This is a genomic window from Corynebacterium felinum, from assembly GCF_030408755.1.
In the GTDB taxonomy this organism is placed as follows: Bacteria; Actinomycetota; Actinomycetes; order Mycobacteriales; family Mycobacteriaceae; genus Corynebacterium; species Corynebacterium felinum.
On sequence record NZ_CP047209.1, the window covers coordinates 1,206,791 to 1,232,552 of the forward strand.

The window sequence follows — 25,762 nt, forward strand, 5'->3', positions numbered from 1 at the left end:
AAACTAAGGAAGGTTTGGAATATGTGGAATGACATTTTTATTGTGCAGGGGCAGCCGTGTGATCAAGCGCGGATTGAGGAAATCCAAGCACGGATCGGGTTTGAGCTTCCAGCGAAGTATCAGGAAGTAATCCGAGCATGTGGCGGTGGGGCACTGTACGAACGCGCTGGCAAGTTGCGTGATGATGATGAACTAGGTTGTAGTCTTGAATTTTTGTACGGCAACGGAACACCGCATGGGAGCGTCACTGGTTACGATCTTGATGGTCACGTGATGGATTTGATGAAACTGTGGGAGATGCCTGGGTGGGGATTTTATATTGGCGAAGCTGAAGGAGAGATTCACACCCCGATTTTGCTGAATCTCACCAATCCCAATTATCCGATGGGTGCGCTGGTGTGCGTGGATCTTGAATGTGATGAAGAAGTGCTTATCGCTCATTCTTTTGATGAGCTCTGGCAGAAAATCGAAGCAAATATCGCTGGTAATACGAGCAGTTGAGTCTCATAAGTGGCATGTAGTTTTTAGGGGTTTGGGAAATGTGGAATGACATTTTTATTAAACACAGTCAGCCGTGTGATCAGGCGCGGATTGAGGAGATTCAAGAGCGGATCGGGATTGAGCTTCCTGCCAAGTATCAGGAAGTAATCCGGGCATGTGGCGGTGGAACACTTTATTCACGTGCTGGTCAGCTGCGCGATGATGACGAGCTAGGTTGTCGCCTTCATAGTTTGTATGGCAATGGACAATTGGCTGGAAGACTCACAAATATCAATCTTGATGGTCATGTGATGGATTTGATGAAACTGTGGGAGATGCCTCAGTGGGGATTTTTTATTGGTGAAGCTGAAGGGGAGATTCATACTCCGATTTTGTTGAATCTTACCAATCCTCATTATCCGATGGGTGCGTTGGTGTGTGTGGATCTTGAATGTGATGAGGAAGTGCTTATCGCTCATTCTTTTGATGAGCTCTGGCAGAAAATCGAAGCGAATATCGCTGAAAAATCGACAGAATAAGACTCATGAGCGGTTCAACTGGTTTTCTCAAGGGGTGAGCGATGTGGAATGACATTTTTGCCGTGCAGGGGCAGCCGTGTGATCAGGCACGGATTGAGGAAATTCAAGCACGGATCGGGTTTGAGCTTCCATCAAAGTATCAGGAAGTTATTCGCGCCTATGGCGGTGGGGTATTGAACTCTGATATTGATCGTCTTCGCGATGATCATGAGTTAGGTTGTCGTCTTTACATGTTGTTTGGCAATGGTACACCAGAAGGAGCTCTCACTGGTTTCGATCTTGATGGCTACGCGATGGATTTGATGGAACTGTGGGAGATGCCTCAGTGGGGATTTCTTGTTGGGCTCGATGAGGGGGAGATTCATACTCCGATTTTGTTGAATCTCACTAATCCCAATTATCCGATGGGTGCGTTGGTGTGTGTGGATCTTGAATGCGATGAGGAAGTGCTTATCGCTCGTTCTTTTGATGAGCTCTGGAAGAAAGTCGAAGCGAATGTCGCTGAAAAATCGAAAGAATAAGCCTCATGAGTGGTTCAGCTGGATTTTTCAAGGGTTGAGTTATGTGGGATGACATTTTTATTGTGCAGGGGCGGCCGTGTGATCAAGTACGGATTGAGGAAATTCAAGCACGGATCGGGTTTGAGCTTCCATCAAAGTATCAGGAAGTAATCCGGGCATGTGGCGGTGGTGCACTATACGAACGCGCTGGCAAGCTGCGTGATGATCATGAATTGGGTTGTCGTCTTTATTTGTTATACGGCAATGGAACTCCGGAAGGGAGAATCACTGGTTTCGATCTTGATGGCTATGCGATGGAATTGATGCAACGGTGGCAGATGCCTGGATGGGGGTTTCTTGTGGGATTAGCAGAAGGGGAGATTCACACCCCGATTTTGCTGAATCTCACTAATCCCAATTATCCGATGGGTGCGCTGGTGTGCGTGGATCTTGAATGCGATGAGGAAGTGCTTATCGCTCATTCTTTTGATGAGCTCTGGCAGAGAATCGAAGCGAATATCGCCGACAATTCCAGCGATGAAGATTCATGAGTAGGTCAGATGGATTTTCAAGGGTTGAGTTATGTGGGATGACATTTTTATTGTGCAGGGGTAGCCGTGTGATCAAGTACGGATTGAGGAGATTCAAGCGCGGATCGGGTTTGAGCTTCCAGCGAAGTATCAGGAAGTAATCCGAGCATGTGGCGGTGGATCATTGTACGAACGCGCTGGTCGGCTACGTGATGATCATGAATTGGGTTGTAGTCTCAATAAGTTGTATGGCAATGGAACGCCGACGGGAAGAATCAGTAATCTCAGCCTTGATGATGAGGCAGTGGATTTGATGCAACGGTGGGAGATGCCTGGATGGGGGTTTCTTGTGGGATTAGCAGAAGGGGAGATTCATACCCCGATTTTGCTGAATCTTAGCAATCCTCATTATCCGATGGGTGCGTTGGTGTGCGTGGATCATGAGTGCGATGAAGAGGTGCTTATTGCACGTTCTTTTGATGAGATGTGGCACAAGATTGAGGCGAATGTTGCGGGGAATCAGCGCAGCTGAACGTCAGTAGTAGTTGTTTATATGCGGGCACAAGTGTGTGGGTTGGGGGTTGTGTGCAGGGCAGAGGCTAAGTTCCTTTAAACTTTGAAGTTCAACTAATTGAAAACTTTTTTCCAATACGCCTAGCCGGTTGCTGAAAATTGCTTCCATGAGCGCCTATGGTTCTAGGGCAAGAATGAACGTGTGCGGAAAATGTGTAGCAAGCACACGTTTTCAATAAGTGGACTTAATTGAAAATAGGGGCTAGGTTAGAACTATGGAAGCGCAGCACGCGATTGATACCCAACTTCAAGCGCGGCTTAACCGGGCCGATAGTGTTGCGAAAAGGCGGCGCCGAACACTCGAAGGAGAGTGGGATCTCATGGGCAACCGAATTGAGTTCACGAAAAACACCAACCCCCACAACCACAATCACGATCATGACCATGACCATGACCATACGCATGTTCACGACCACTCGCACGACCACGATCATGGGCATAAACACAGTCACGGGCATAAACACAGTCACGGGCATGATCACAGCCACGACGCCCCTGATTCCCTCAAAGCACTGTTTGTAGTGCTCGGGTTTACCGCCACCATTTTCGTCGCCGAACTTGTGGGCGGGTACTTATCCGGCTCCTTGGCGTTGATCTCCGATGCGATGCACATGCTGTCCGATTCCACCGGACTATTCGTCGCGGCTATTGCCATCATGTTCGCCCGCAAGGCAGCCAGTGCGCAGGCAACATTCGGCTACCGCCGCATTGAAGTGGTGGCGGCATTACTGAATGCGGCGAGTGTGTCCGTGATTTCCATCTGGATTGTGGTGGAGGCTATTATGCGCCTGAACCAGGGGGAGGAAATTAATGCCACCATGATGCTCATTGTTGGTGGTATCGGATTGGTCGCCAATATTTTTGGTGCGATCAAATTGCATGGGCATAGCCATGACAACATGAATATTCGTGGTGCGTATCTGCACGTGCTGGTGGATCTTTTTGGTTCCGTTGCGGTTATCGTGGCGGCCTTGGCGATGCTGCGTTTCTCCGTGCCGTGGGCTGACACGGTTGCGTCGCTGGTGATTGCTGCGCTTATTTTGCCGCGTTCGTTGAAGTTGGCGTGGGAATCGTTGCGGGTGCTGCTGGAGCAGGTTCCTACTGGTGTGGATACTGAGGCGATTCGTGACATGCTGCAGAACTTAGATGAAGTGATTGATGTGCATGAGTTGCATGTGTGGTCGCTCGACGGCAATGAACTTATTGCGACCTGTCATATGGTCGTCGAAACGCAAGTGCCTGCCGCGGGGTGCGATGTGCTTGACCGGGTGCAGAAAGCACTGAGTACTTATGGGATTAACCACTCCACGGTGCAGCTGGAAACCCCAGACCACCATGGTCACGAGACGACCTGCCTGTCCTGGTTTGGTGCAGCCGGCGTTCGCGATGCTGGGGTGACAAAGGCATAAGCTTTCTAAGCTAGACTATGCAGTCATGGGCTTTAGCACTCCAAGTTATGATCTTCTCGACTTGTTCAGCCGCGTCGACCGCGGCGACCTTCAACTCCCAGACTTTCAGCGCGATTATCGCTGGGATGTTGATAGGATCCGTTCACTTCTGATCACCGTGTTGCGGGGCTACCCGCTTGGGGCGATTATGGCGCTCGATACCCGTAACGAACCGATGCGGTTTCGCCCCCGCCCACTTGCCTCCGCCCCCGACACCGGTGCGGAGCCGGGATTGCTGTTGCTGGACGGGCAGCAGCGCCTGACCACCTTGTATCAGTGCTTGCAGGGCGACGGTGTGGTTGAGAGCGTGGATTTTCGCAATAAGAAAGTTCGACGCCGCTTTTTCGTGGATGTGCGCCGCGCCATCGCTGCCGACGTGATGCCCGACGATGCTGTGATCTCAGTTGATGAGCACGGGCTCGTGCGTTCCCACTTCGCGCCGAAAATTGAGTTGAACTCCCGCGAAGCCGCACTCGAAGCAGGATTTATTCCGGTCTCCGATCTGCTTTTCGACGCCGGCACCGACCTGCTGTTCGATATCGCCGCCTCCACCTCCCACGACGTTGCCAAGCAGTTCTACACCAGGGTGCTCAAACCGCTTGTGCGCTACACCATTCCCATGATCCGGCTGGAACGCGGAACAGCTAAAGCGGGGATCGGCTCGATTTTCGCCCAAGCGAACTCGCTGGGGTTGCAAATGGATGTGTTTGAGCTTCTCACCGCGGTTTTCGCTACCCAAGATCCTGATTTTAGGCTGCAAGAAGATTGGGCGCAGACCGAAAAAATATTGCGCACCCACCCTGCGCTCGATGAGATTGGGCACACCGAATTTCTCACCGCAGTTGCCCTGTATGCCACCTATAAAAAGGGTCATGCCTCAGGTTTCCGTGAGTCTATTCTTGAACTTACGTTAGAGGAGTACATTCCGGTTGCGAAGAAGATTCGTGCTGCCTTCTTTGAAGTTGCTAATTTCTTGTCGCACCGCTGCATTCATTCCACCGAACAGGTGCCGTATTCCGCACAACTGGTGCCGCTTGCTGTGATGATTACCCTGCTTGCGGAAGAGCCAGGCGTGCTCACCCAGCAGCGTGCGTGGGATCGTCTTAACCAGTGGTTCTGGTGTGGTGTATTCGGTGAATTATATGGTTCACCTGCTGTGATGGCGCGCACGGGCACGGATGTGGATGAGGTAACCCGCTGGGTTATCGACTATGAAGGTCGGGCGAATATTCCCACCCCACGTTCGATTGCCCAAGCTCGTTTTGTGGAATCGCGCCTGCACTCCGCCCGCCCCAACTCTGGGCTGTACAAGGGCATTTATGCGCTGATCATGGGGCGTGGTGCCCAAGACTGGCGCACCGCCTCCACCTTCGACAGGGACACCTTCCACGATCTGGGCACGAACTTCCGTCGTATTTTCCCAGCAACGTGGTGCCATGAGCATCAGGTGGAGCAATTCTTGGCCGATTCTGTGCTTAACCGCACCCCCATGTCGCGGCGCACGTACGTGATGGTGGAAGAGTCCTCGCCCGCTCGCTACCTGTATCGAATCCAGTCGAAGAGCTTGCTTGACGACGCCGAATTCGACCACGTCTTAGGAACCCACATGATCAACTCCCGCCTGCTGTTTAATGCGGACGCCCAAGCCTTCTTTAATGATCGGCGCAACCAATTTGTGCACATGATTGAACAAGCTATGGGAATTCCCGCAATCCGCGACGTTGATGAAAATAACCTCCATGCCGGTGAGGAAGGGCCTGGCGCTTTCGACTCAGGATCATGCACCTAAACACACAGTACCCACTGAAGAGCAGAACACTGGCCATGGTAGCGTGCGTTCTGCTTATTAGTGGATGCGCCACCTTCAGCCCCAACACCAGTGGCAATGACCCAGACACGCAGCCTGGTGCTGCGGAAACACAGTCACTGATCCGTCCGGAGCTGAAGGCTGCCCGCAATGAAAACCGCAAACGACACGTCGCCGAAGAATTTCCTGATCACCCCATTGTGATCAGCGACGACCTCGCCGGTATTGAAGCATCGAAGCATTTTTTCGACTCCTCTGAAACCGTAATCGTCGCAGGCCCGCACCCGTGGGATCAGCTACGAGCGGCCAGTATTGCCGTGGTCAGCCACGCGCCCATGTTGTCAATCGACCGCGATTCACGCGGGCAGGTCTTGAGTGAAATTCAACGGCTTCAAAGCCGCTATATACTTACGGTCGGTGAAGTTGATCTCGCCAGCACCTCCGGCTCACTCAGCGTCATCGAAGACCCCGGCACTTTTGAGGCATTAGGCAAACTCACGGCTTTCCAATTTGAGCGCACCCCCGTGATCAAACCCGAGGACATTCCCCACGCCCTTGCCTCATTGGATTACAAAAAACCAGCAATCCTCGAACCTAGCTGGCTGCCAGCACCTGCCCAGAAAACCAACTCAGGGCGTACGCACGCATTTCCCGGGCAATCCAAACGTGATGCCGACACCGCACCCATGGTGATCGCAACCACACACACCTCCGTGGCAGCCATGGCTACCGCACGCGCCTACGGGGCAAATATTCGCGTCCTAGAAGACGCTGACCCCCGCTACAACATCCGCAGCATGCAAGCAGTCGCAGGCCTGAGCGACCAACCACTGGTTGCCTTAGGCAGCCACTTTGGAAGCAACGACCAACTCGCAACACGCATCGCCCTGGGCGAGCGCAGCCGCGGATTCCAACCCGGCAGGGGAGCACGCGGCACAGTATTTCCACACCGACTCATCCTCGGAACAGAACTGACACAACCCAATTCCCCAGACACCGCGCCGACCCCAGCCCACGAATGGCTCAACCAGCAAGCCCAACACCCCGAGATGGACATTACTCCAGCCTATTTCCTCACAGCAGAAAACCTCCCACACTGGGATGCGGGAAGTGAAAGCTATGGCATTGTAACTGTTGACGGCGTCGACACGCTCGAAAAACTCAGCACGATGCTAGAACGCGCCAACACCGGAATCTACGCCACAGCCAACGAAGAAGAATGCGCAACCTGGCTTGCCAATTTCGTTGCCGACAAGCGCCTGCCCCAAAAACTTTTCATCAGCAAGGATGCTGTTGTCACCAACAATCGCCAGGAACTCGCCTTCGTTGGATTAGTCGAGGAACACAACTACTCAACGATCGAACATAAACCACTTCCCGCCCATTATTATGCAGGGTTGGTTCTGTCGGAAAAAACGCAGCTCACAGCCGACGACATCGAGAAACTTTCCCCCCGTCCGTGGCTAATAAAAGTAGCCTAAACCCTCATTTCTATTGAAGAACAGTCTTTTGGTCTACACTGTTTGCTAGTCGCGTGCCAGCGAAAGACAAGGCGCGGACCCGGTTCTAGGAAGGCGCGGTCGTGTCGCCTAGAAACGGACATCCTAAGGTATTCCCGGGAGTTTCAACGTGAGCCAGAATGGCCTACCTGTAGTTCTAATCGCAGACAAACTAGCGCAATCGACAGTCGACGCGCTCGGAGATCAGGTGGAGGTGCGCTGGGTCGACGGTCCAAACCGTGCAGAACTCCTCGCAGCTGTTCCTGAAGCAGACGCACTGCTCGTGCGCTCCGCCACTACCGTTGACCGTGAAGTGCTGGATGCAGCCGGCAAACTCAAAATCGTTGGTCGTGCAGGCGTAGGCCTCGACAACGTCGACATCGCAGCCGCCACCGAACGCGGTGTGATGGTTGCTAACGCCCCAACCTCCAACATCCATTCCGCCTGTGAGCACGCAATCTCCTTGCTGCTGTCTACCGCACGACAGATTCCTGCTGCGGACAAGACCCTGCGTGAAGCAACCTGGAAGCGATCCGCTTTCAACGGCGTGGAAATTTTCGGCAAGACCGTTGGTATCGTCGGCTTCGGCCACATCGGCCAGCTGTTTGCACAGCGCCTTGCTGCTTTTGAAACCACCATCATTGCCTACGATCCTTATGCTAACCCTGCACGTGCAGCACAGCTTGGTGTCGAGTTGACTGATCTTGAAGACCTCATGGCTCGCGCTGATTTTGTCACCATTCACCTGCCCAAGACCAAAGAAACCGCAGGCATGTTTAATGCGGAGTTGTTGGCAAAGGCAAAGAAGGGTCAGATCATCATCAATGCTGCCCGCGGTGGCCTTGTCGATGAGCAGGCGCTGGCAGATGCCATTAAGTCCGGCCACATCCGTGGCGCAGGTTTCGACGTGTTTGAAACTGAACCCTGCACCGATTCGCCACTGTTTGGCCTAACTGAAGTTGTGGTGACCCCACACCTTGGCGCTTCCACCGTTGAAGCTCAGGACCGCGCTGGCACCGACGTTGCCGATTCCGTACTCAAGGCACTGGCTGGCGAATTCGTGGCCGATGCAGTCAACGTATCCGGCGGTCGTGTTGGTGAAGAGGTCGCACTCTGGCTGGAACTGGCTCGCAAGCTTGGCCTCGTCGCTGGCAATATGCTGGGCAAGGCACCTGTGCGCCTTGAAGTTGAGGCTCGTGGCGAGCTATCCACCGAGGATGTTGACGTTCTGGGTCTGTCTGCCGTGCGTGGCCTGTTCAGCGGAATCATTGACGAGCAGGTTACTTTCGTCAACGCCCCAACCATCGCCGAAGAGCGTGGCGTGAAGGTTGAGGTTAGCACCGCCCCTGAGTCGGTTTCGCACCGCTCCGTGCTGGATGTCACCGCGATTGCTGCGGATGGCACCCGCGTTTCTGTTATCGGTGCACTGACTGGCTTGGATCGCGTGGAAAAGATCGTACGTATTAATGGCCGTGGCATTGATCTGCGCGCTGCTGGCCGTAACCTGTTCTTCAACTACGCTGATGCCCCAGGTGCTTTGGGTAAGGTCGGTACCGCTCTGGGCGTAGCCGGTGTGAATATTGTTGCTGCTGCCTTGACCCAGGAATCTGGTGGCGATGGTGCCGTGTTGATTCTGCGTGTGGAGGAAGAAGTATCCAAGGAGCTTCTGAACTCTATTGCTGCGGATCTTAACGCTGAGGCATTCCAGCTGGATCTTGGCTAAACCCCAGCACTGCGAATTTTCTCTACCCCCTTTCCCTGTCTTCTGTGTTTATGAAGGCAGGGTTTTCCTGTGTCTACCCCCTGTGGCGAATTCCGGCTTAAGATTGAGGTATAGAGGTACTACTTTCGTGGGAGAGATTATAGATAGTACCTGTCTCCATTGCCCTAATAAGCTTCAGTCACCATCCACCTGCAACACTAAGGTGGTTCAGGTGGGGTGAAAATATCGTGCTTCTTCGCACGGTGATGTGTTATGCCACACAATACTCACTCCCTGATGTGGCGGTACTGACAACAGCGAAGTACACATCGTAGGGGGTGTGTGCTGAACATGTGCATTGCCGTGAGTGAAGGGGCTCAAAGACAAAGACGAAGGGACGTGAGGCGACGATGTCTCAGCCGTTGTTATCTGTACGTAATCTCAGCATTGCTGTTGAGGATCGAGTGATTTGCCAGGACATTTCTTTTGATATTTTTCCTGGTGAATGTCATATTTTGGTAGGCCCAAATGGCTCGGGCAAATCTACCTTGCTGTGTGGATTGATGGGAATTTCGCCTTTTAAGATTGTGGAAGGCACCGTCACCCTTCAAGGGGTAGATATTCATGAATTGGATATTGATGAACGCGCCAGGTTGGGTATGGGGTTGGCTTTCCAGCGCCCACCGGCCATTGAGGGGGTGACTGTGCGTCGCCTTGCTCATGCGATCGGGGCTGATGATCGTCTCGATCAGGTGGCGGATTTGTTGAGTATCGGTTATCTCGTTGATCGGGATATTAACTCCGGTTTCTCTGGGGGTGAAACGAAGCGGTGGGAAGTGGCCAAGCTGGCTCTCCACGATGCCTCCATGTGTTTGTTTGATGAGCCGGAATCAGGGGTGGATTTGGAACATGTGGGTGTGGTGTCCCAAGCGATTAACCAGTTGTTGGAAACCCCCACGTCGTCGGGGGAGCAGCGGGCTGTGTTGGCGATTACGCACACGGGCTTCATTTTGGATCAAGTCAATGCCACCCGTGCGCATTTAATGATTGATGGTCGTATTGTCCAGACGGCTGATCCGCATGAGTTGTTTGATCGTATTCGCCGTGTGGGTTACCAGTCGGCTTCGGTGAACGAGTGAAAGAAGGAAGGAAAAAGAAATGACACAGCACGTAGTTCCCGTTCATGCTGGCGGGATTGGCCCGAAAAGTGTGACTCCTGATTTGTTGGCTGCGGTCGGGTGGTTGCCAGAAGAGCAGCGCTCGGGCACCAGCATTATGGTCGATCATGGTTTTGCCGCTGTCAGTTCGAATGATCCCGATGTGGTGGTCATGCCTTTAGCTCACGCGCTGATTGAATATCCGTGGGTGCAACAGTTGGTGTTTAGCCAGATTTCCCCTGAAGAGGATGAGATTATGCGTCGCGCATTTGAATCTACGAGGGAGCCGTTGGGCACGTTTACCTGGATTAAGGATGGGGCGAAGGTTTCGCGCCCGACCCAGTCGTTTACGGTGATGACCAAACCACAGGAACGCCAGTTCGTGCACGATATTACGGTGATTGGTAAAAATGCCGTGGTTGATCATGTCTCGGGTTCGGCGGTTGCCCCTGCGCTGACGCATGCCACGCATGTGTCGGTGCAAGAAACGTTCATTGGTGATGGGGCAGTGGTGCGTTCGATTGATGTGGATCGTTGGGGTGAGCAGATGACTGTGCATTCCTATGATCGCACGAGCATTGGCCAAGGCGCGAAGGTGAGTTCGGTATCGGTGGCCGTGTCTGGTTTGAAGAAGCATGTGTCGGATTCCGTGACCAAGGTGGGTGCCGATTCGGCTTATACCAGCCACAGCATTGTGTTCGCGCCGAATGAGACTGTTCGTGAGATCAATTCCGTGGTGGAGTTGAGTGATAAAGGTGCACAGGCTGAGCAGGTGTCGCGCATGGTTGCTGATGGGGGAACGATTATTAATCGTTCGACCTTAAAGGCTGCGGTGTCTGGGGTGAAGGGATTTTTGGAATGTGATGGTTTGATGCTGGCTCAGACGGGCCGGGTGGAGTCGGTGCCGGCTTTGGATGCGATGACGGCGGGGGCGCAGCTGTCGCATGAGGCGTCGGTGGGCATGATTGATGATGAGAAGCTGGATTATTTGCGTGCGTTGGGTCTTGATGAGGATCATGCCCGTGACTTGATTGTGCAAGGGTTTTTGAATTTGGACGATCAGCGGATTCCACAGTCGGTGCGACGCACGGTGGAGGATCTGGTGTCGGCGGCAAGGGGTGCGGAGAAGATGTAATTTTTTCCCTGTGGTGCTAAACTACCCTCCAAATAGTCCGCATAGTGAGAAGGGTTGTTTCACAGAATGAAACTTGCTGTTATTGGTGGCGATGGCATTGGGCCGGAAGTGACTGCTGAAGCCTTGAAGGTTTTGCACGCGGTTCGTGACGATATTGAAACCACAGACTACGATCTCGGTGCTCGTCGCTACCTGCGTAACGGCGAACTTCTCACTGAAGCGGATCTGGAGTCACTACGCGAGCACGATGCGATCCTGCTTGGTGCCATCGGCGCTCCAGATCAGGTTCCACCGGGGGTTTTGGAGCGTGGCTTGCTGCTGAAGATGCGTTTCGCTCTGGATCACCATGTGAATCTGCGCCCGTCTAAGTTGTACCCAACGGCGCAGTCGCCACTGAGTGAGCCTGGCGATATTGATTTCGTGGTGGTGCGTGAAGGTACCGAGGGTTTGTACTGCGGTAACGGTGGTGTGCTGCGCGAGGGTACTGAGCATGAGGTGGCGAGTGAGGTTTCGCAAAACACCCGTTATGGTGTTGAGCGCGTGGTGCGTGATGCGTTCGCCCGCGCCCAAGCGCGTCGTAAGCACCTGACCTTGGTGCATAAGACCAATGTGTTGGTTAATGCTGGATCTTTGTGGCAGCGCACTGTGGATGAGGTGGCTGAGGAATTTCCTGAGGTGACGGTTGATTACAACCACATTGATGCGGCCACTATTTATATGGTGACTGATCCTTCTCGTTATGACGTGATTGTTACCGACAATCTCTTTGGCGATATCCTCACCGATTTGGCGGGCGCGGTCACAGGCGGCATTGGTTTGGCGGCGAGTGGAAATATTGATGCCACCGGTAAAAATCCTTCCATGTTTGAGCCTGTCCATGGCTCAGCTCCTGATATTGCTGGTCAAGGTTGTGCTGATCCGGCGGCGGCTATTTTGTCGGCGGCGATGCTGCTGCGCCATGTGGGTGATGAGGACAATGCCCGCAAGATTGAGCAGGCGGTGGAGAAGGAAGTGTCGTCGCGTACCAGTGCTCAGGTGCGTACGGTCGAGGTTGGCGATAGAGTTGTGAGCTTCCTTACGTAAAATCGTTCCCCGTGCTGCAGGTCACCTGCTAGGATTTTGCGCATGACTGTTGAATTAGACGAAGTACGTGATTTCCTCGCAGCCGCGGAGCCTTTTTCGCATCTTCCTGAAGATGAGTTGAAGGCTCTGCCGAGCCTCATGGGGATGGAGTATGTCCGCCGGGGGGAGACGATCATTGGCTTTGGGGAAGCTAATGATAAGTGTTTTGTTATTCGTTCCGGTGCTGTGGATGTTCTGGATGAAGAGGGGACGCTGCTGGATCGCCGGGAATCGGGGCGTGCGTTCGGCTATTCCACTTTGATGGGGGATAACCAGCTGCGTTATTCCATGGTTGCGGTTGAGGATAGTTTGTTGCTGACCCTTCCGCGTGAAGCTTTTTTGGCGGTTGCGAATAAGTATGAGGATTTTGCGCGTTTCTTCTCCTCGCAGTCGAAGCGTATGAATGCTGCCGCGCACAGTTTGCGCACGGATAGCAGTAATGACATTTTGCGCACCAAGTTGTCGGAGTTCATGATTACTACTCCTGCAACGATTCATCCTGAAGCAAGTATTCAGCAGGCTGCTGTGGTGATGCAGGAGAAGAATGTGTCGTCGTTGTTGATTACAAGTGATGATGGGCAGTTGGCGGGCATTATTACTGATCGTGATCTGCGGAAGAAAGTGGTGGCGGTCAATTTGGATGTTTCGCGCCTGGTGTCGGAGATTATGACCTCGAATTTGCGCACGGCAACGAGCGATTCACATGCTTTTGAGGCGATGATTGCTATGTCGGAGCTGGGTATTCACCATCTTCCTGTTGTTGATAATGGGAAGTTGGTGGGCATTGTCAGCTCCCCGGATATTATGCGTCTGTTGCGCAATGATCCGATTTATGTCACCGCGGATTTGTCGCGGAAGTCGACGATTGAGGAATTGGCGGAGGTCTTTTCTTCCGCTGATGATGTGGCTGTGCGCTTTATTGAGCGTGGCGCTACCCCGGAAGAGGTGGCGGGTTTGCTTACTGTTGCTGCGGATTCCTTGGCGCGGCGTATTTTGACGTTGGCGGAGGAAAAGTTTGGGGCTCCGCCTATTCCTTATGCTTTTGTGGTGGTTGGCTCGCAGGGGCGTCGCGGTATGGGTTTGGCGTCTGATCAGGATAATGCACTTGTGCTTGACGACGCCTACGACGAGGCCGTACACGGTGACTATTTCCGGCAACTGGGTGAGTATGTGTGTACTTCCCTTGATGCTGCTGGTCAGGTGCTGTGTCCGGGCGACATGATGGCATCGAATCCTGAGTGGCGTAAAACTGAGTCGCAGTGGATTGAGACGTTCCGTGGCTGGATTTCCGCACCGGAACCTGATGCGTTGCTGCATGCCCAAACCTTCTTTGATTTCCGCGCGATTTATGGCGATGAGGCGCTTGCTGAGCGGGTTCACTTGGCGGCTTGTGAGATGGCGCAGCATGCTGGTCGTATGCATGCGCATTTGGCCACTTTGGCGGCGCGCCGGGAACCGCCGTTGGGTTTCTTCCGTGGTTTTGTTGTGGATCGTGGTGGTGAGTATGCCAATACGTTGGATGTGAAGAAGGGGGGTACTGCTGCGATTGTGCAGATGGCGCGGTTGTTTGCTTTGTCGTCGGGGGTGACGGCGGTGTCGACGCGTGAGCGTTTGGTGCAGGCTGGCGGTAAGGGTGCTGTGAGTGTGAAGGGTGCCCAGGATTTGATTGATGCTTTTGATTTTTTGAATGTGATTGCGTTGCAGCAGCAGGCGGAGCAGGTGCGTCGGGGTGAGGCGCCTACGTATCATATTGATCCGAATGTGTTGAGCAAGATGGATCGGGAGCATTTGCGGGATGCTTTCCAGATTATTAAGAATATGCAGACTGCGTTGGCGACGAAGTATCCGGTGCGTAGCATTTAGTGGCTTGTGGGAGGGTTGTTTCAGGTGTTTAATTTTCGTCGGCGACCGCGGGCTAAGGGTAAGCTTGCGGAGTTTTATGATAGCCAGGTGCCGAAGCCGAGTGCTGGTTTGAGTGATTTGCCGTTGTTGGCGGTGGATATGGAGACCACGGGTTTGGATGCGCAGCAGCATCGGATTTTGTCGATTGGTTGGGTTCCGATTAATGGTCGTGAGATTGATTTGTCGGGCGCTGGTTATGTGTTGGTCAAAGGTGCTGCGGTGGGGGAGTCGGCGACGATTCATCATTTGACTGACGATATGGTTGCTTCGGGGGTAGATGAGGCTGAGGCGGTTGGGCAATTGCTTGATGCGCTTCAGGGGCGGGTGATGTTGAATCACTTTTCACGGCTTGAGGTCACATTTTTAGATTCAGCATGTCGACGTCACTTCGATGGCCCCTTCGAATCCACGGTGGTTGACACGTTCGCAATTGAGCGGCGTCATATGGAGCGCATGGGCACGTATCCGCGTGGTGAGGATTTGCGTTTAGCACGTGTGCGTAATCGCTATCACCTGCCGAATTATCGGAATCATAATGCGTTAACGGATGCTTTAGCTTGTGCGGAGTTGTATCTTGCTCAGGTGTCCCAAACGAAGGCTTTAACCGTAAAATCCCTGCAATATTAAGACGGGGGTAGGAAAAACTTAAGAAAATCCTTATGTGTTAGCGTGAGTGTGTCCCGTTTTGCACACACATATTTTGAAAGGCTCTTGTTATGAAGAATCTTCGTTTGAGCGCTATCGCATTGACCACTGCAGCTGCTGTTGCTTTCGCACCTTTGGCTGTCGCTGAAGAGGCTGCGCCTGAAACCACCGCCACCCCTACCGCTACCGCCCCCGCCAAGGAAGGCGCCGAAGCTGGTTCTGAGAATCAGGAGCCTTCCGAGGCTGATAATCAGGATGCTGACAATGGTCAGGGTGCTGACAACGGTCAGGATGGTGACAAGGGTCAGGATGCTGACAAGAAGGGCTCTTCCGATAAGAAGGAAGATGTCAAGAAGCCTGCTTCTTCTTCCGAAAAGAAGGACGCCGAAAAGACTGGCGCAGATCAGACCCAAGATGAGGCTGCAAAGGCTACCTCTTCTGAGAAGCACGCTGAGCGCGCCAAGACTGTCGTCGACGCACTGCACAAGCCAGGCGTATTCGCTGCAATCGTTGCAGTTGCAATCGGCGGCCTGCTGCTGAGCCTGGGCAACCTGCGCGGCATCTTCGACCAGGTTGTCAACTTCTTCAACGCAACCTTCCGCCGCTAATCACACAAATAGCGTCACAAACCCCCGCGCACAGGCCTCAGCTGCCAAAGCGCGGGGGTATTCCCTTATTTTTCATAGGAACAATTTAGTCAATGCGGTACTATTCGACACTATGCGCTTTGGACGAATTGCTACACCCGACGGAATGTTCTTCTGCACCGTAGAAGGTGCCGAAGGCGAAGAACAATGCAAAGTGATTGAAGGAACCCCATTCACTGACCCGAAATACACCGGAAAAGAATACGCCATGAAGGACGTGCGCCTTCTCGCCCCGATGCTACCCAGCAAAATCATCGCCATCGGACGCAACTACGCCGACCACGTAGCAGAAGTATTCAAAAAATCCGCAGAACACCTGCCACCCACACTCTTCCTCAAACCACCCACAGCAGTCGTAGGCCCTGGGGCAGCAATCAAAATCCCAGAATTCGCCACCAACGTAGAGTTCGAAGGCGAACTCGCACTCGTGATCGGCAAACCCTGCAAAAACGTGAAAGCTGAAGACTGGAAGTCAGTAGTCCGCGGCTTCACCGTCATCAATGACGTATCATCACGTGACCTCCAGTTCGCCGACGGCCAATGGTCACGCGCAAAAGGCATCGACACTTTCGCCCCACTCGGACCCTGGATCGAAACCAACCTCGACGCCATCGACACCGACAACCTGCCCATCAAAGCACACCTGACACGCGGCGATGTGACGGAAACGAAACAAGACTCCAACTCCAACCAAATGATCATGAACATCGGTCAGATCGTGGAGTTCATCACCGCCTCCATGACCCTGCTGCCCGGTGACATCATCTCCACCGGCTCCCCAGCAGGCACCGCACCCATGGAACCAGGCGACTTCATCGAAATCGAAATCCCTGGCATCGGCAAGCTCGGAAACCCCGTCGAACGAGCATAAAAGCAACAATTCCCCCCGATCACCTATGCGCTTACTGGCACTGGTGAACGAGGGGAATATTTTTATCTTTACTGCCACCCCAAAGGCGCATCCTGGGCGTTGGCATTGGCCTCAATAATCGATTGAAGCCACTGTGCAAGCCCAACTGCCCGCGAATCATAGTGGGATTGAATACGCGGATCAGCGGTATAAGACTGGGCAATGATGCGGTGCTTGCTTAAAGTCATGGGGAAAAACGCACTCATCACCGCCCTGTGCTTTTCCGCCAACGCATTCGCCTGCGCCGAACCTGGTTGAATACCACGAGCAAACGCTTCAGCTAACTCCTGCTCCACAGCCTCGGTGCGCTCGCGTAACTGAGCCCAATCATCACGGCTCATAGAGTGCTTAGTGCGCTGGCTGATGCGCCACTCCTCGGTATGACCCCACTGCTGTTGCGCTTCAGCCTCATCCTCAGCACGGTAGTAAGGGCCCATGATTGCGCTGATGTCTTCAGTAGACACAGGAAACTCCTTTTCCAATAACTCATCAATGGCGCACAACATACCGTCGATCTGACTTTTCTTTTCCTCTAACAACGCCTTGTGCGCGCGCAAGTAAGCACGCACATCAACGCTGCTGTCGGCGTCGACAAGCTCAGCAATGCGCCTCAATGGCATCCCAATAGCCCGAAAAATCACAATCGACCGCAACCTAGCAACATCATCGGCAGTATAAAGACGATGATCCTGCCAGCTACGAAAACTCGGACTCAGCAAACCAATCTCATCCCAATAGTGCAGCGTACGCACAGTTAAGCCGAACTCGGCGGCAACTTCACCCACAGTTTTGTCGTGCATACCCACCATTCCACCATCCTCACCCCACGTGAGGGCACAAACGAACACACACGTCCCACTACAATAACCAGCTATGCACGACATGTACGAACACAGCACCGAAAACATCTGGAGCGGCGAACCCAACCACGCGCTGACCATTCACGCCGAACACGTCACAGCCCGCACCGCACTCGACATCGGCGCCGGCGAAGGCGCAGACGCCGACTGGCTCCATACACGCGGCATCACCGTCACCGCCGTTGAACCCTCCCCAACAGCCGCACAACGCATCCGCGAGCTAAACCCTGACATCAACGTCATCGAAGCAACCTTCGATAAAGCACCACTAACCAGCTACGATCTCGTTATCGCCTTCTACACCCCCTTGCTTGCCGACGCCGCCACCCTCACCGCACTCATCAACACTGTTAATCCCGGCGGGACGCTGCTGGTCGTACACCACACAGACATCAGCCGCATGGCCGAGCACCATCAACGCCCCATAGGTGACTTCCTCACCCCAGATAAACTTAAAAACCTGCTACCCGACGACTTCCACATCGACTACTTCGGGGAAGCGAAGCGCACAATCAATGGGGGACAGGGCGCAGCACACACCCACGATCTAGTGATCAAGGCCCAACGCACGTAAAATCGTGCGCAACTTCGCAGTAGTCTCCTGAACCTCCTCAGCGGGATCGGAGCTGCCCACCAGCCCACCGCCCGCCCACGTGCGCACAGTCTTACCATCAGTTTCAGCACAGCGGATCGCCACCATATACTCCCCATCGCCGAAATCATCACACCAGCCCACCGCGCCAGCATAAAAACCACGATCGACCGGCTCCGCCTCCAAAATCACCGTCTCAGCCAAGTGCCGCGGCGTGCCACAAATCGCGGGGGTAGGGTGCAAAAGCAACGCCAAATCCAGCGCATTCGTCTTTTTCGGGTCCTTCAACGTGCCACTAATCGGGGTGGCTAAATGCCACATTTCAGCAGTCGAAGTCAGCTCCGGGAAGTCGGGAACAGTCAACGTCGAACACAACGGTGCCAGCACCGCGCGAATATGCTCCACCACATAACGGTGCTCATCCAAATCCTTCATGCTCGAAAGCAGATCGCGGGAAATGATCCGATCCCGAATCTTGTTCGGATTCCTCGGCGCAGACCCCGCAAGGGGGTAGCAGGTGACCGTGGAACCTTGGCGACGCACCAACACTTCCGGGGAAGAACCCACCAACCACTTCGGGTTAGCATCAGTGGAAATGTCTGCCAAAAACCCATTGTAATCAGGCGAAAGCATAATCAATTTCGCAGCAATCAGGCGCGGATCAACAGGCTCGGAAAACTCCACATCTAAACTACGCGCCAACACAATCTTTAACGCCTGAGTGTTTCTAATCGTGCCAATCGCCGCATCAACATTCGCAAAATGCCCCAGCTCAGAGGGGTGCTCAGCCACAATTTTCGCCTCGGGCAAGTGCATGAGCCGATAATGCGCAGGCGGCTCAAGCGGGCCGTCGGTGCGCACAATAGACTCCGGAACTTTAAGCGCGCAGTCTGATCCCGTGCAAAAAGGCAGCGCCCCGACAACCATCGGCACCTTGCGTGCTTTGAGTGCCGCGGAGGCTTGAAAAGGATCAGTGAATGTGTGGCTCGCACCCTGGGTACGCACCGATCCATGTGCTCGAGAAAGCAAGAAGTCGGGGGCGGTGCTGGGGCGAGAAGTCATAAGAATCAACTCTAGTTCAGGTGTGTATTAAGATGTGAAACCATGTCTGAAGTTCGCGTACGTTTCTGCCCGTCACCCACCGGAACCCCCCATGTTGGTATGGTTCGCACCGCCCTGTTCAACTGGGCGTATGCCCGCCACATGGGTGGGAAGTTGATTTTCCGCATCGAAGACACCGATGCCGCCCGCGATTCCGAGGAATCCTACCAGGCCATCATCGACTCCCTGACCTGGCTGGGCATGGATTGGGACGAAGGCGTGGTCACAGGTGGCCCACACGAGCCGTACCGCCAGTCCCAGCGCATGGACATCTACGCTGACGTGCTGCAGAAGCTTATCGACGCCGGATTCGTCTACCCCGCATACTCCACCGCGGAAGAAGTTGAGGCCCGCCACAAGGCCGCAGGTCGCGACCCGAAGCTGGGCTACGACAACTACGACCGCACCCTCACCGAGGAAGAAATCGCAGCATTCAAAGCAGAAGGCCGCCAGCCAGTGTGGCGTTTGCGTATGCCTGAGCAGGACTGGAAGTGGAACGATCTTGTGCGTGGCGAGATCGAATTCAAAGCGTCCACCCAGCCCGACTATGTGGTGGCCCGCTCCAACGGCGCACCCCTGTACACCCTTGTCAACCCCGTTGACGACGCACTGATGGGCATTACCCACGTATTGCGCGGCGAAGACTTGCTCCCATCCACCCCACGCCAGCTGGCACTCTACGAGGCGCTGAAGGCAATCGGTGTGGCGAAGCAAACCCCAACTTTCGGCCACCTGCCCTTCGTGATGGGCGAGGGCAACAAGAAGCTCTCCAAGCGTGACCCACAGTCGAACCTGTTCAACCACCGCGACAACGGCATCATCCCTGAGGGCATACTGAACTACCTGGCACTGCTGGGTTGGTCACTGTCGAGTGACAAGGATATTTTCTCCGTTGATGAACTGGTGAAGAACTTCGACATCGCTGACGTGTTGGGCAACCCTGCACGCTTTGACCAGAAGAAGCTGGAAGCGATCAACGCTGACCACATTCGTCTGCTTGATCTGGAAGACTTCACCCAGCGTCTGCGCTCGTATTTGACTGAGTACTTCGACTTCCCAGCGGATTACCCAGCCGATAAGTTCGCTTTCGCTGCGGAATTGGTGCAGACCCGCATCAAGACACTGTCGGAGGCCTGGGGACTGATGAGCTTCCTTGTGACCAAGGATGAGGATCTGGTTCTGGACGAGAAGTCTGCAAAGAAGAACCTGAAGGAATCCGCAATCGAGCCACTGGACGCTGGCATTGCAGCACTCGAGGCAGTCCAGGAGTGGACTACCGCTGAGATTGAGGCCGCATTGTCTGCTGCTCTGATTGAGAAGCTGCAGCTGAAGCCTCGCGTGGCTTTTGGTGCTTTGCGCGTGGGTATTTCCGGTCAGGCTGTATCCCCACCATTGTTTGAGTCGATGGAACTGTTGGGTAAAGAGTCCACCTTGGCTCGTTTGCGTGCAGCGCGCGCAGCCACCCCGTTTACCGCTTAAATTAAAAAATTGTGGGGCGCGATCATCGCGCCCCACATTTTTTATTACTTAGGCTTTATACTTTCTGCGTTTGAGATTCTAAAAGATCAGCCCATTTTTTCTTCTCATCGCGCTGGATTTTCACCCAGACGCCGAAGCCCCACGAGACGAAGAATCCGTAGACGATGTAGAGAACAGCCGATGGGTAGTAGCCTGCAGAAAGCAGCAGTGGGACACCCACGATATCGACTGCGATCCAGATGAGCCAGAATTCAGTCCAGCCACGTGCCATGCCGTAGGTGGCAAGGATGGAGCCGGTGAAGATCCAAGCATCGGCCAGCGGGCCCCAGGAGCCGAGGGATTGGAAGATCCATGCAAAGACGATGGTGGCGATGATGGCGAACAGCACCATGCCGATGCGCTCTTTATGTGTTGCCCAGCGTGGTTGCACCGCTGCGATATCTTCGTGTGGTTCAGTGACGATCGAGCGGGAGGGGTCGGTTTGTTGTGGTTCTTTCACACCAGCGGACTTTGCCCGCGACCACGACCACCAGCCATAAAGGCTGACGATGAGGAACATGACTTGGCGGCCTGCCTGGCCGTAGAGGTCAAGGTTTTGTGGGGTGTTGAATACACCGCCGAGGAACACTGTGAACAGGAGGAGGTTGCCTGCGATACCGACGGGCCATGCCCATACGACGCGTTTCATTCCACCGATGGCGGATGCGAGGCCGAATGCGTTGCCGATGATTTCGCGCCAAAGAATGGGGACGCCGCCAATGACGAGTGTGGCGTCGAGGAATGAGTTGAGAAGATTCACTGTGAAAACTCTTTTCCAAAGTTGTAGGTACACGTAAATCCTCAAGGTGTACAAAAAGTACGATGCACACATAAAAAATGAGGAAAATGGAGCAACGGTGCTCGATTTTCCTCAAGGCATGGGTGTATCGACACTCTCTTTCATCCGGACTATGACCGTCGGCTGTGGGATCTCACCACAATCTGCTAGACCCACCTCATTTCTGTGGTGGCGCTCGCGGGCTCTTCCCTGTGAAAGGGAAATTACCGCCGGTGGGGAATTTCACCCCGCCCTGAGAACGTTTCTTCATAATAGCAAAGTGTGCATGTTTGAACTAAAATGGTTCAGCATTATGAATTCTCGCTTTCAGATCTTCCGGGCGCGCTCTGTTGTGTTGAGCGTGTTGTTCGGTGCGCTCCTTGGGGTGGGGCTGATTGCCCCGCTTCATATCGCGGACCGACCTCCGCTGGCTGAGGCGATGAATCTTACGTCTGCGAACACTAGTGATGCTCCTCAGGTGGAGGAGCTTCCCGCTCCCGCCCTTGCTTCGGTGGAGGTGCGCGACGCTATTTTTGCCCACAATCCTGCCCGCTATGGGGACGATGGAAGTTTTAATCCACACCCTCGGGTTGCTCCGGGGCAGACGGCCAGCATTGATACGGTCAGTGATGATGGTGTTGCCCGTCGCTATATTCTGCATGTGGGTGCGAATTATTCTCCGGCGCATCCCATGCCGGTGTTGTTCGCTTTCCATGGGTGGAAGGTGAGCCCTGAGGATTTTCTCCAGGATTCTCGCTTTTCTGAAACCCCTGCCTGGAATGATGCGATTGTGGTTTACCCTGAGGGTTTAGCGGGTGCCTGGGAGGGCGCTCCGTACGCTGTTGGGGGTGAGGGCGCTGATTTTAGGTTTGTGCGAAAGATTGTGGATGAGGTTGATCGGGAGTATCGGATTGATCGCAACCGGGTGTATGCCGCCGGTATGAGTAATGGTGGGGGTTTGGCTACGGCGGTGGGCTGCCGGATGCCTGAGGTGTTTGCTGCGGTGGCTGCTGTGTCGGCTGCGTATTATTTCCCCACCTTGGGTGGTTGTATTGGTGCGCCGATGCCGGGGCTGTATATCCATTCGACGGGCGATAGTGTGATTAATTATGGTGGCGGTATTCGCCACGGTGCGGCGTATTATCCGGCGCGTGTTGCTTCTGATTTCCAGGCTATGCGTAATGGGTGTCGTGTGTTTGATACTCATGTGTCTGGTTTCCCTGGTGGTGAGCGTTTTGTGTATCAGGGCTGCCGTGCGGAGACGCAGCATATTCGAGTGGATAACCGTCCGCACGTGTGGAATGTGGATCCGGTGGTGCCGCATGAGGTGTGGGGTTTCTTATCGCGGCATTCGAAGTAGCGTGTGCTGTGGGGTGTGAATTTGCGTTTGCGCCCAGTATCTAGCTATAGTTTTCCTCGTTGCACAGAACAATTGCCTTGAGTAGTTGGTGTGTGATGTTTGGCCTATGGTGTAATTGGCAACACTAGGGTTTCTGGTACCCTCATTCTAGGTTCGAGTCCTGGTAGGCCAGCTGGTGAATTTTTTTCACTGTCCTTATGCCCCGTTCGTCTAGCGGCCTAGGACGCCGGCCTCTCACGCCGGTAACACGGGTTCAAATCCCGTACGGGGTACAAATTAGCCTCCAAGAAGAAATTCTTGGAGGTTTTTGTCTTATCTACCTGCATTTTTCCCGTCGTCTAGCAGGGGTTAAACGGCGGAGTATTCATATCACGTTGGTGAAAGGTAGGGGAGAATAAACGAAGTGATTTATCCACACTTTTTGTCCCTTAAACCGCAGATTTCGTACCAATGGGCACAAGCGTACAACAAGGATCTTGTGCCCATTGGTGTGCTGGACTGGCTGGGTTTTAGGAGCTGACCTGCCATTGCTCAATGGCTTTCCACCGCTGCCACAGTTGGGCGAACGCGCCGTTGCGGTTGAGAAGCTCATCAACAGAACCAGACTCAATCACGCGGCCAGCATCCAAAACCACCACGTTATCAGCAATAGTGATCACCGCCGGGCGATGCGTTACAGCCACAATAGTGCGCTGCCCGCGCAACTGGCCCAACGCATCCACCACTAAACGTTCAGTAATAGCATCCAACGCTGAGGTAGCCTCGTCGACAAGCACAACACCCGCAGGTTTGGCCAAAGCACGAGCAAGCCCCACCCTTTGACGCTCACCGCCAGATAGCGTGCTGCCACCCTCACCCACGCGCGAATCCCAACCATCGCCAAGATGAGCCAACACTTCAGTCAACTGTGTTTGCTGCGCAAGAACACCCAAAGCCTGCTCATCCACCCCGCCATCAGGGGTAACATTCTCACGCAAAGTGCCAGGGCGCAACTCAGTTGTTTGGAACATGATCGAGGTGTTGCGCAGACGTTGCGCAGCAACAGCAGAGGTGCCATCCCAAGCAATAGAGCCAGTTGTGGGCTCGCGGAGTCCGGCAAGAATATCGAGAAGCGTCGACTTACCAGAACCAGAACTACCCACAATGGCAGTGATGCCAGCAGCGGGGATCGTGACGCTGACATCCTTCAACGCCACGGTGCCATCAGGGTAGGTATAGGAGAGATCGGTAGTGGAAATAGCCGGTGCGGTGTGTGCGATATCGCGTGGGGTTGGTGGCAGTGGTGTACGAGAGCGTTGTTGTTCGGCAAGTTCACGCACGAAAGAAAGCCGACGGTTGGCTGTGGCCAGCGGGGTGGCAAGAAGGGAAAGGGAGCCGACAGTTTCCACGATGCGCAAAAGCACAATAATCATGGCTGCTGCGGTCACACCATCCAACCTATCGCTAAGATACAGCCAGCCAGTGACAGCACCGAAACCAATGAGAATAATCTGGGTCGTGATACTAAACAGTGTTTCCCCAGGGATCTGCCACGCCACCAGCTTCAAACCGCGGGTGCGAGAAGTTTTCAGAAGCTCATCGAGCGCTACAGCCGCCACACCAGTTGTGCGCAATGTAGGTTGGGCCCAAGCGAAATCGAAAGCGTGATCATTCAGCTTTTCCGTCGCTAAAGCATACGCCTGATCAGCGCGTTCAACCGCGCGTCGGCTCAGCACAAACGCAAAAGCAAGAATAAGACCAGCACCCAAAGCAGCGACAGCAAGCTGCCACGAAATCAGGACAAGTAGCACACTGAGCATCGGAATAAAAGCACAGGCATGCAGAATCGGGCTGACCAACAACACCACGGCTGAGACAGCCTCCACCCCACCGGTGGAAAGCAGCTCCCGCAGCTGCGAGGCCTTCACACCATGCAACTGGCCAGGATCAAGATGCCGAACCGCATCAACACCGGTGCGATTAATTTCTTCCAGCAACGCCAAACCTAAGCGTAAACCAGCACGCATAGCAACGGCGTCGATAAGCCACACAACGGCAACCACACCGACCAGTGCCAGCAACCACGGCCACGCGAAAGCAGGATGATCGCTGAAAAGTGCGCGGAAAAACGGCACAACCATCAGCACCGCGCCCGCCTGCACCACAGCCGACACGCAGGTGAGCCCAATAAATAGCCAACGATCCCGGCACCGCGTAGGGCCGGTGATCACCCGAAAATCTTCTAAAATCATTGCACTGCCTCCTTCGCACTCGCAACCAACTGTGCATACACACCACCCTGGGCACGCAAGGACGCATCCGTGCCCTGCTCAACAACACGACCCTGATCGAGCACAACAATCGAATCCGCGCCAGCAATCGTGTGCAAACGATGCGCAATCACGAGCACCGTGCGCCCAGCAAGCAAGCGATTAAGACCCTGACGAATCGCCCACTCCGAATCCGGATCAGCAGCAGCCGTCGCCTCATCCAAAATCACCGCCCGCGGATTACCCAACAAAGCACGCGCAATCGCAAGACGCTGACGCTGCCCGCCCGACAAACTATCCCGATCCACCACCGTGTCATAACCCTGCGGAAGTGCTGCGATCACCTGATCAATACACGCCGCCCGGGCCGCCTCAATCACCTGCTTACGCGTCGCATCGGGGTGACCAAGCGCAATATTGTCAAAAATCGTGCCCCGCACCAGCTGCACATCCTGCAACACCAGCGCAATATGGGAATGCAACTGCCCCTCCGGAATATCCCGCAGATCAACACCATCGAGCGTGATCGACCCCGAATCAGGGTCCCACAATCGCGCCACCAACGCCGCAATCGTCGACTTCCCCGCACCCGACGGGCCCACAATCGCAGTCACCGTCCCCGGCGCGAGCGCTAAAGAAACATCTTCTACAACCTTCTGGCCTGAGCCATAGCCGAAGGAGACCTGATGCAAACGGATATCGGCTGGC

At 54.2% G+C, this 25,762-nt stretch carries 22 protein-coding genes, 2 tRNA genes, 2 pseudogenes and 1 riboswitch; of the genes and pseudogenes, 21 read left to right on the forward strand and 5 right to left on the reverse strand.

Translation table 11 applies throughout. The features are described 5' to 3' along the window. Positions 1-21: 21 nt before the first annotated feature. The 16 genes and pseudogenes from CFELI_RS05280 (at position 22) to CFELI_RS05355 (ending at position 16,557) form a co-directional block, all read left to right on the forward strand. Positions 22-501, forward strand: coding sequence for an SMI1/KNR4 family protein (locus CFELI_RS05280; protein WP_277105454.1), 480 nt, complete (start codon positions 22-24; stop codon positions 499-501). Between the two features lie 38 nt (positions 502-539). Further along, the gene (locus tag CFELI_RS05285) at positions 540-1,019 is read left to right on the forward strand and encodes an SMI1/KNR4 family protein (RefSeq protein WP_277105453.1); all 480 of its coding nucleotides are present in this window, start codon (positions 540-542) and stop codon (positions 1,017-1,019) included. Positions 1,020-1,060: 41 nt separating this feature from the next. Beyond that, entirely contained in the window at positions 1,061-1,540 is a 480-nt protein-coding gene (locus CFELI_RS05290; protein ID WP_277105452.1) for an SMI1/KNR4 family protein, read from the forward strand. A 41-nt stretch (positions 1,541-1,581) separates the two neighbouring features. Continuing rightward, positions 1,582-2,070 (forward strand): SMI1/KNR4 family protein, encoded by a 489-nt coding sequence (locus CFELI_RS05295; protein ID WP_277105451.1) that lies wholly within the window; start codon positions 1,582-1,584, stop codon positions 2,068-2,070. 76 nt (positions 2,071-2,146) lie between these two features. Next, positions 2,147-2,581 (forward strand): annotated as a pseudogene (locus tag CFELI_RS05300) (SMI1/KNR4 family protein); the annotation flags it as partial. A gap of 256 nt (positions 2,582-2,837) precedes the next feature. Then, positions 2,838-4,031: a cation diffusion facilitator family transporter gene (locus CFELI_RS05305; RefSeq protein ID WP_310128678.1), complete on the forward strand. Its 1,194-nt coding sequence runs from the start codon at positions 2,838-2,840 to the stop codon at positions 4,029-4,031. 25 nt (positions 4,032-4,056) lie between these two features. After that, positions 4,057-5,859, forward strand: a complete 1,803-nt coding sequence (locus CFELI_RS05310) for a GmrSD restriction endonuclease domain-containing protein (protein ID WP_277105450.1) — start codon at positions 4,057-4,059, stop codon at positions 5,857-5,859. Positions 5,860-5,894: 35 nt separating this feature from the next. Further along, entirely contained in the window at positions 5,895-7,358 is a 1,464-nt protein-coding gene (locus tag CFELI_RS05315) for a hypothetical protein (protein ID WP_277105449.1), read from the forward strand. Between the two features lie 148 nt (positions 7,359-7,506). After that, entirely contained in the window at positions 7,507-9,099 is a 1,593-nt protein-coding gene (gene serA / locus CFELI_RS05320) for a phosphoglycerate dehydrogenase (protein WP_277105448.1), read from the forward strand. A gap of 389 nt (positions 9,100-9,488) precedes the next feature. Continuing rightward, a complete protein-coding gene (locus CFELI_RS05325) occupies positions 9,489-10,217 on the forward strand; it encodes an ABC transporter ATP-binding protein (RefSeq protein ID WP_277105447.1) in 729 nt (242 codons plus the stop codon). 19 nt (positions 10,218-10,236) lie between these two features. After that, positions 10,237-11,370, forward strand: a complete 1,134-nt coding sequence (locus CFELI_RS05330) for a SufB/SufD family protein (protein WP_277105446.1) — start codon at positions 10,237-10,239, stop codon at positions 11,368-11,370. A 66-nt stretch (positions 11,371-11,436) separates the two neighbouring features. Next, positions 11,437-12,453: a 3-isopropylmalate dehydrogenase gene (locus CFELI_RS05335; RefSeq protein WP_277105445.1), complete on the forward strand. Its 1,017-nt coding sequence runs from the start codon at positions 11,437-11,439 to the stop codon at positions 12,451-12,453. Between the two features lie 42 nt (positions 12,454-12,495). Further along, entirely contained in the window at positions 12,496-14,355 is a 1,860-nt protein-coding gene (locus CFELI_RS05340) for a putative nucleotidyltransferase substrate binding domain-containing protein (protein WP_277105444.1), read from the forward strand. A gap of 24 nt (positions 14,356-14,379) precedes the next feature. Beyond that, a complete protein-coding gene (locus CFELI_RS05345) occupies positions 14,380-15,021 on the forward strand; it encodes an exonuclease domain-containing protein (protein ID WP_374724724.1) in 642 nt (213 codons plus the stop codon). A gap of 89 nt (positions 15,022-15,110) precedes the next feature. Continuing rightward, positions 15,111-15,647, forward strand: coding sequence for a hypothetical protein (locus CFELI_RS05350; RefSeq protein WP_277105443.1), 537 nt, complete (start codon positions 15,111-15,113; stop codon positions 15,645-15,647). Positions 15,648-15,759: 112 nt separating this feature from the next. After that, complete coding sequence (locus tag CFELI_RS05355; protein ID WP_277105442.1) at positions 15,760-16,557, forward strand: fumarylacetoacetate hydrolase family protein; 798 nt, start codon at positions 15,760-15,762, stop codon at positions 16,555-16,557. 68 nt (positions 16,558-16,625) lie between these two features. Here the strand turns inward: CFELI_RS05355 and CFELI_RS05360 are convergent, their stop codons facing one another. After that, positions 16,626-17,396 (reverse strand): MerR family transcriptional regulator, encoded by a 771-nt coding sequence (locus CFELI_RS05360; protein ID WP_277105441.1) that lies wholly within the window; start codon positions 17,394-17,396, stop codon positions 16,626-16,628. A gap of 73 nt (positions 17,397-17,469) precedes the next feature. Here CFELI_RS05360 and CFELI_RS05365 point away from each other — a divergent pair, with 73 nt between their 5' ends. Beyond that, positions 17,470-18,030 carry a class I SAM-dependent methyltransferase gene (locus CFELI_RS05365; protein WP_277105440.1) on the forward strand — a complete coding sequence of 187 codons (561 nt, stop codon included), beginning with the start codon at positions 17,470-17,472 and terminating at the stop codon, positions 18,028-18,030. Here the strand turns inward: CFELI_RS05365 and CFELI_RS05370 are convergent. Continuing rightward, entirely contained in the window at positions 18,004-19,110 is a 1,107-nt protein-coding gene (locus tag CFELI_RS05370) for an isochorismate synthase (protein ID WP_277105439.1), read from the reverse strand. The two genes, CFELI_RS05365 and CFELI_RS05370, sit on opposite strands and share 27 nt — an antisense overlap. A gap of 42 nt (positions 19,111-19,152) precedes the next feature. On the opposite strand from CFELI_RS05370, the gene gltX reads away from it, so the two are divergent. Further along, complete coding sequence (gene gltX / locus CFELI_RS05375; RefSeq protein ID WP_277105438.1) at positions 19,153-20,628, forward strand: glutamate--tRNA ligase; 1,476 nt, start codon at positions 19,153-19,155, stop codon at positions 20,626-20,628. A gap of 55 nt (positions 20,629-20,683) precedes the next feature. Here the strand turns inward: gltX and CFELI_RS05380 are convergent, their stop codons facing one another. Continuing rightward, a complete protein-coding gene (locus tag CFELI_RS05380) occupies positions 20,684-21,427 on the reverse strand; it encodes a nicotinamide mononucleotide transporter family protein (RefSeq protein ID WP_277105437.1) in 744 nt (247 codons plus the stop codon). A 128-nt stretch (positions 21,428-21,555) separates the two neighbouring features. Further along, a riboswitch (FMN riboswitch) is annotated at positions 21,556-21,710 on the reverse strand. 48 nt (positions 21,711-21,758) lie between these two features. On the opposite strand from CFELI_RS05380, the gene CFELI_RS05385 reads away from it, so the two are divergent. From CFELI_RS05385 to CFELI_RS05395, 3 genes are all read left to right on the forward strand, one after another. Continuing rightward, the gene (locus CFELI_RS05385) at positions 21,759-22,805 is read left to right on the forward strand and encodes a CE1 family esterase (RefSeq protein ID WP_277105436.1); all 1,047 of its coding nucleotides are present in this window, start codon (positions 21,759-21,761) and stop codon (positions 22,803-22,805) included. 100 nt (positions 22,806-22,905) lie between these two features. Further along, positions 22,906-22,977, forward strand: a tRNA-Gln gene (locus CFELI_RS05390). A 27-nt stretch (positions 22,978-23,004) separates the two neighbouring features. Further along, positions 23,005-23,077: transfer RNA gene (locus CFELI_RS05395), tRNA-Glu, on the forward strand. A gap of 237 nt (positions 23,078-23,314) precedes the next feature. Here the strand turns inward: CFELI_RS05395 and CFELI_RS05400 are convergent. Together CFELI_RS05400 and CFELI_RS13685 are read right to left on the reverse strand one after the other, a co-directional pair. Further along, complete coding sequence (locus tag CFELI_RS05400) at positions 23,315-25,036, reverse strand: ABC transporter ATP-binding protein (RefSeq protein WP_277105435.1); 1,722 nt, start codon at positions 25,034-25,036, stop codon at positions 23,315-23,317. Beyond that, positions 25,033-25,674, reverse strand: a pseudogene (locus CFELI_RS13685) (ABC transporter ATP-binding protein); the annotation flags it as partial. The gene CFELI_RS05400 and the pseudogene CFELI_RS13685, both read right to left, overlap by 4 nt. Between the last annotated feature and the right edge of the window lie 88 nt (positions 25,675-25,762).

Excerpts from the sequence above, each read along its gene's own strand:
- CFELI_RS05365 (WP_277105440.1), top strand. The coding sequence starts at position 17,470 with ATGCACGACATGTACGAACACAGCACCGAAAACATCTGGAGCGGCGAA.
- CFELI_RS05310 (WP_277105450.1), top strand. The coding sequence starts at position 4,057 with ATGGGCTTTAGCACTCCAAGTTATGATCTTCTCGACTTGTTCAGCCGC.
- CFELI_RS05305 (WP_310128678.1), top strand. The coding sequence starts at position 2,838 with ATGGAAGCGCAGCACGCGATTGATACCCAACTTCAAGCGCGGCTTAAC.
- CFELI_RS05315 (WP_277105449.1), top strand. The coding sequence starts at position 5,895 with ATGGTAGCGTGCGTTCTGCTTATTAGTGGATGCGCCACCTTCAGCCCC.
- gltX (WP_277105438.1), top strand. The coding sequence starts at position 19,153 with ATGTCTGAAGTTCGCGTACGTTTCTGCCCGTCACCCACCGGAACCCCC.
- CFELI_RS05335 (WP_277105445.1), top strand. The coding sequence starts at position 11,437 with ATGAAACTTGCTGTTATTGGTGGCGATGGCATTGGGCCGGAAGTGACT.
- CFELI_RS05330 (WP_277105446.1), top strand. The coding sequence starts at position 10,237 with ATGACACAGCACGTAGTTCCCGTTCATGCTGGCGGGATTGGCCCGAAA.
- CFELI_RS05290 (WP_277105452.1), top strand. The coding sequence starts at position 1,061 with ATGTGGAATGACATTTTTGCCGTGCAGGGGCAGCCGTGTGATCAGGCA.
- CFELI_RS05360 (WP_277105441.1), bottom strand. The coding sequence starts at position 17,396 with ATGCACGACAAAACTGTGGGTGAAGTTGCCGCCGAGTTCGGCTTAACT.
- CFELI_RS05340 (WP_277105444.1), top strand. The coding sequence starts at position 12,496 with ATGACTGTTGAATTAGACGAAGTACGTGATTTCCTCGCAGCCGCGGAG.
- CFELI_RS05295 (WP_277105451.1), top strand. The coding sequence starts at position 1,582 with ATGTGGGATGACATTTTTATTGTGCAGGGGCGGCCGTGTGATCAAGTA.
- CFELI_RS05280 (WP_277105454.1), top strand. The coding sequence starts at position 22 with ATGTGGAATGACATTTTTATTGTGCAGGGGCAGCCGTGTGATCAAGCG.
- CFELI_RS05385 (WP_277105436.1), top strand. The coding sequence starts at position 21,759 with ATGAATTCTCGCTTTCAGATCTTCCGGGCGCGCTCTGTTGTGTTGAGC.
- CFELI_RS05355 (WP_277105442.1), top strand. The coding sequence starts at position 15,760 with ATGCGCTTTGGACGAATTGCTACACCCGACGGAATGTTCTTCTGCACC.
- CFELI_RS05370 (WP_277105439.1), bottom strand. The coding sequence starts at position 19,110 with ATGACTTCTCGCCCCAGCACCGCCCCCGACTTCTTGCTTTCTCGAGCA.
- CFELI_RS05400 (WP_277105435.1), bottom strand. The coding sequence starts at position 25,036 with ATGATTTTAGAAGATTTTCGGGTGATCACCGGCCCTACGCGGTGCCGG.
- CFELI_RS05285 (WP_277105453.1), top strand. The coding sequence starts at position 540 with ATGTGGAATGACATTTTTATTAAACACAGTCAGCCGTGTGATCAGGCG.
- CFELI_RS05350 (WP_277105443.1), top strand. The coding sequence starts at position 15,111 with ATGAAGAATCTTCGTTTGAGCGCTATCGCATTGACCACTGCAGCTGCT.
- CFELI_RS05325 (WP_277105447.1), top strand. The coding sequence starts at position 9,489 with ATGTCTCAGCCGTTGTTATCTGTACGTAATCTCAGCATTGCTGTTGAG.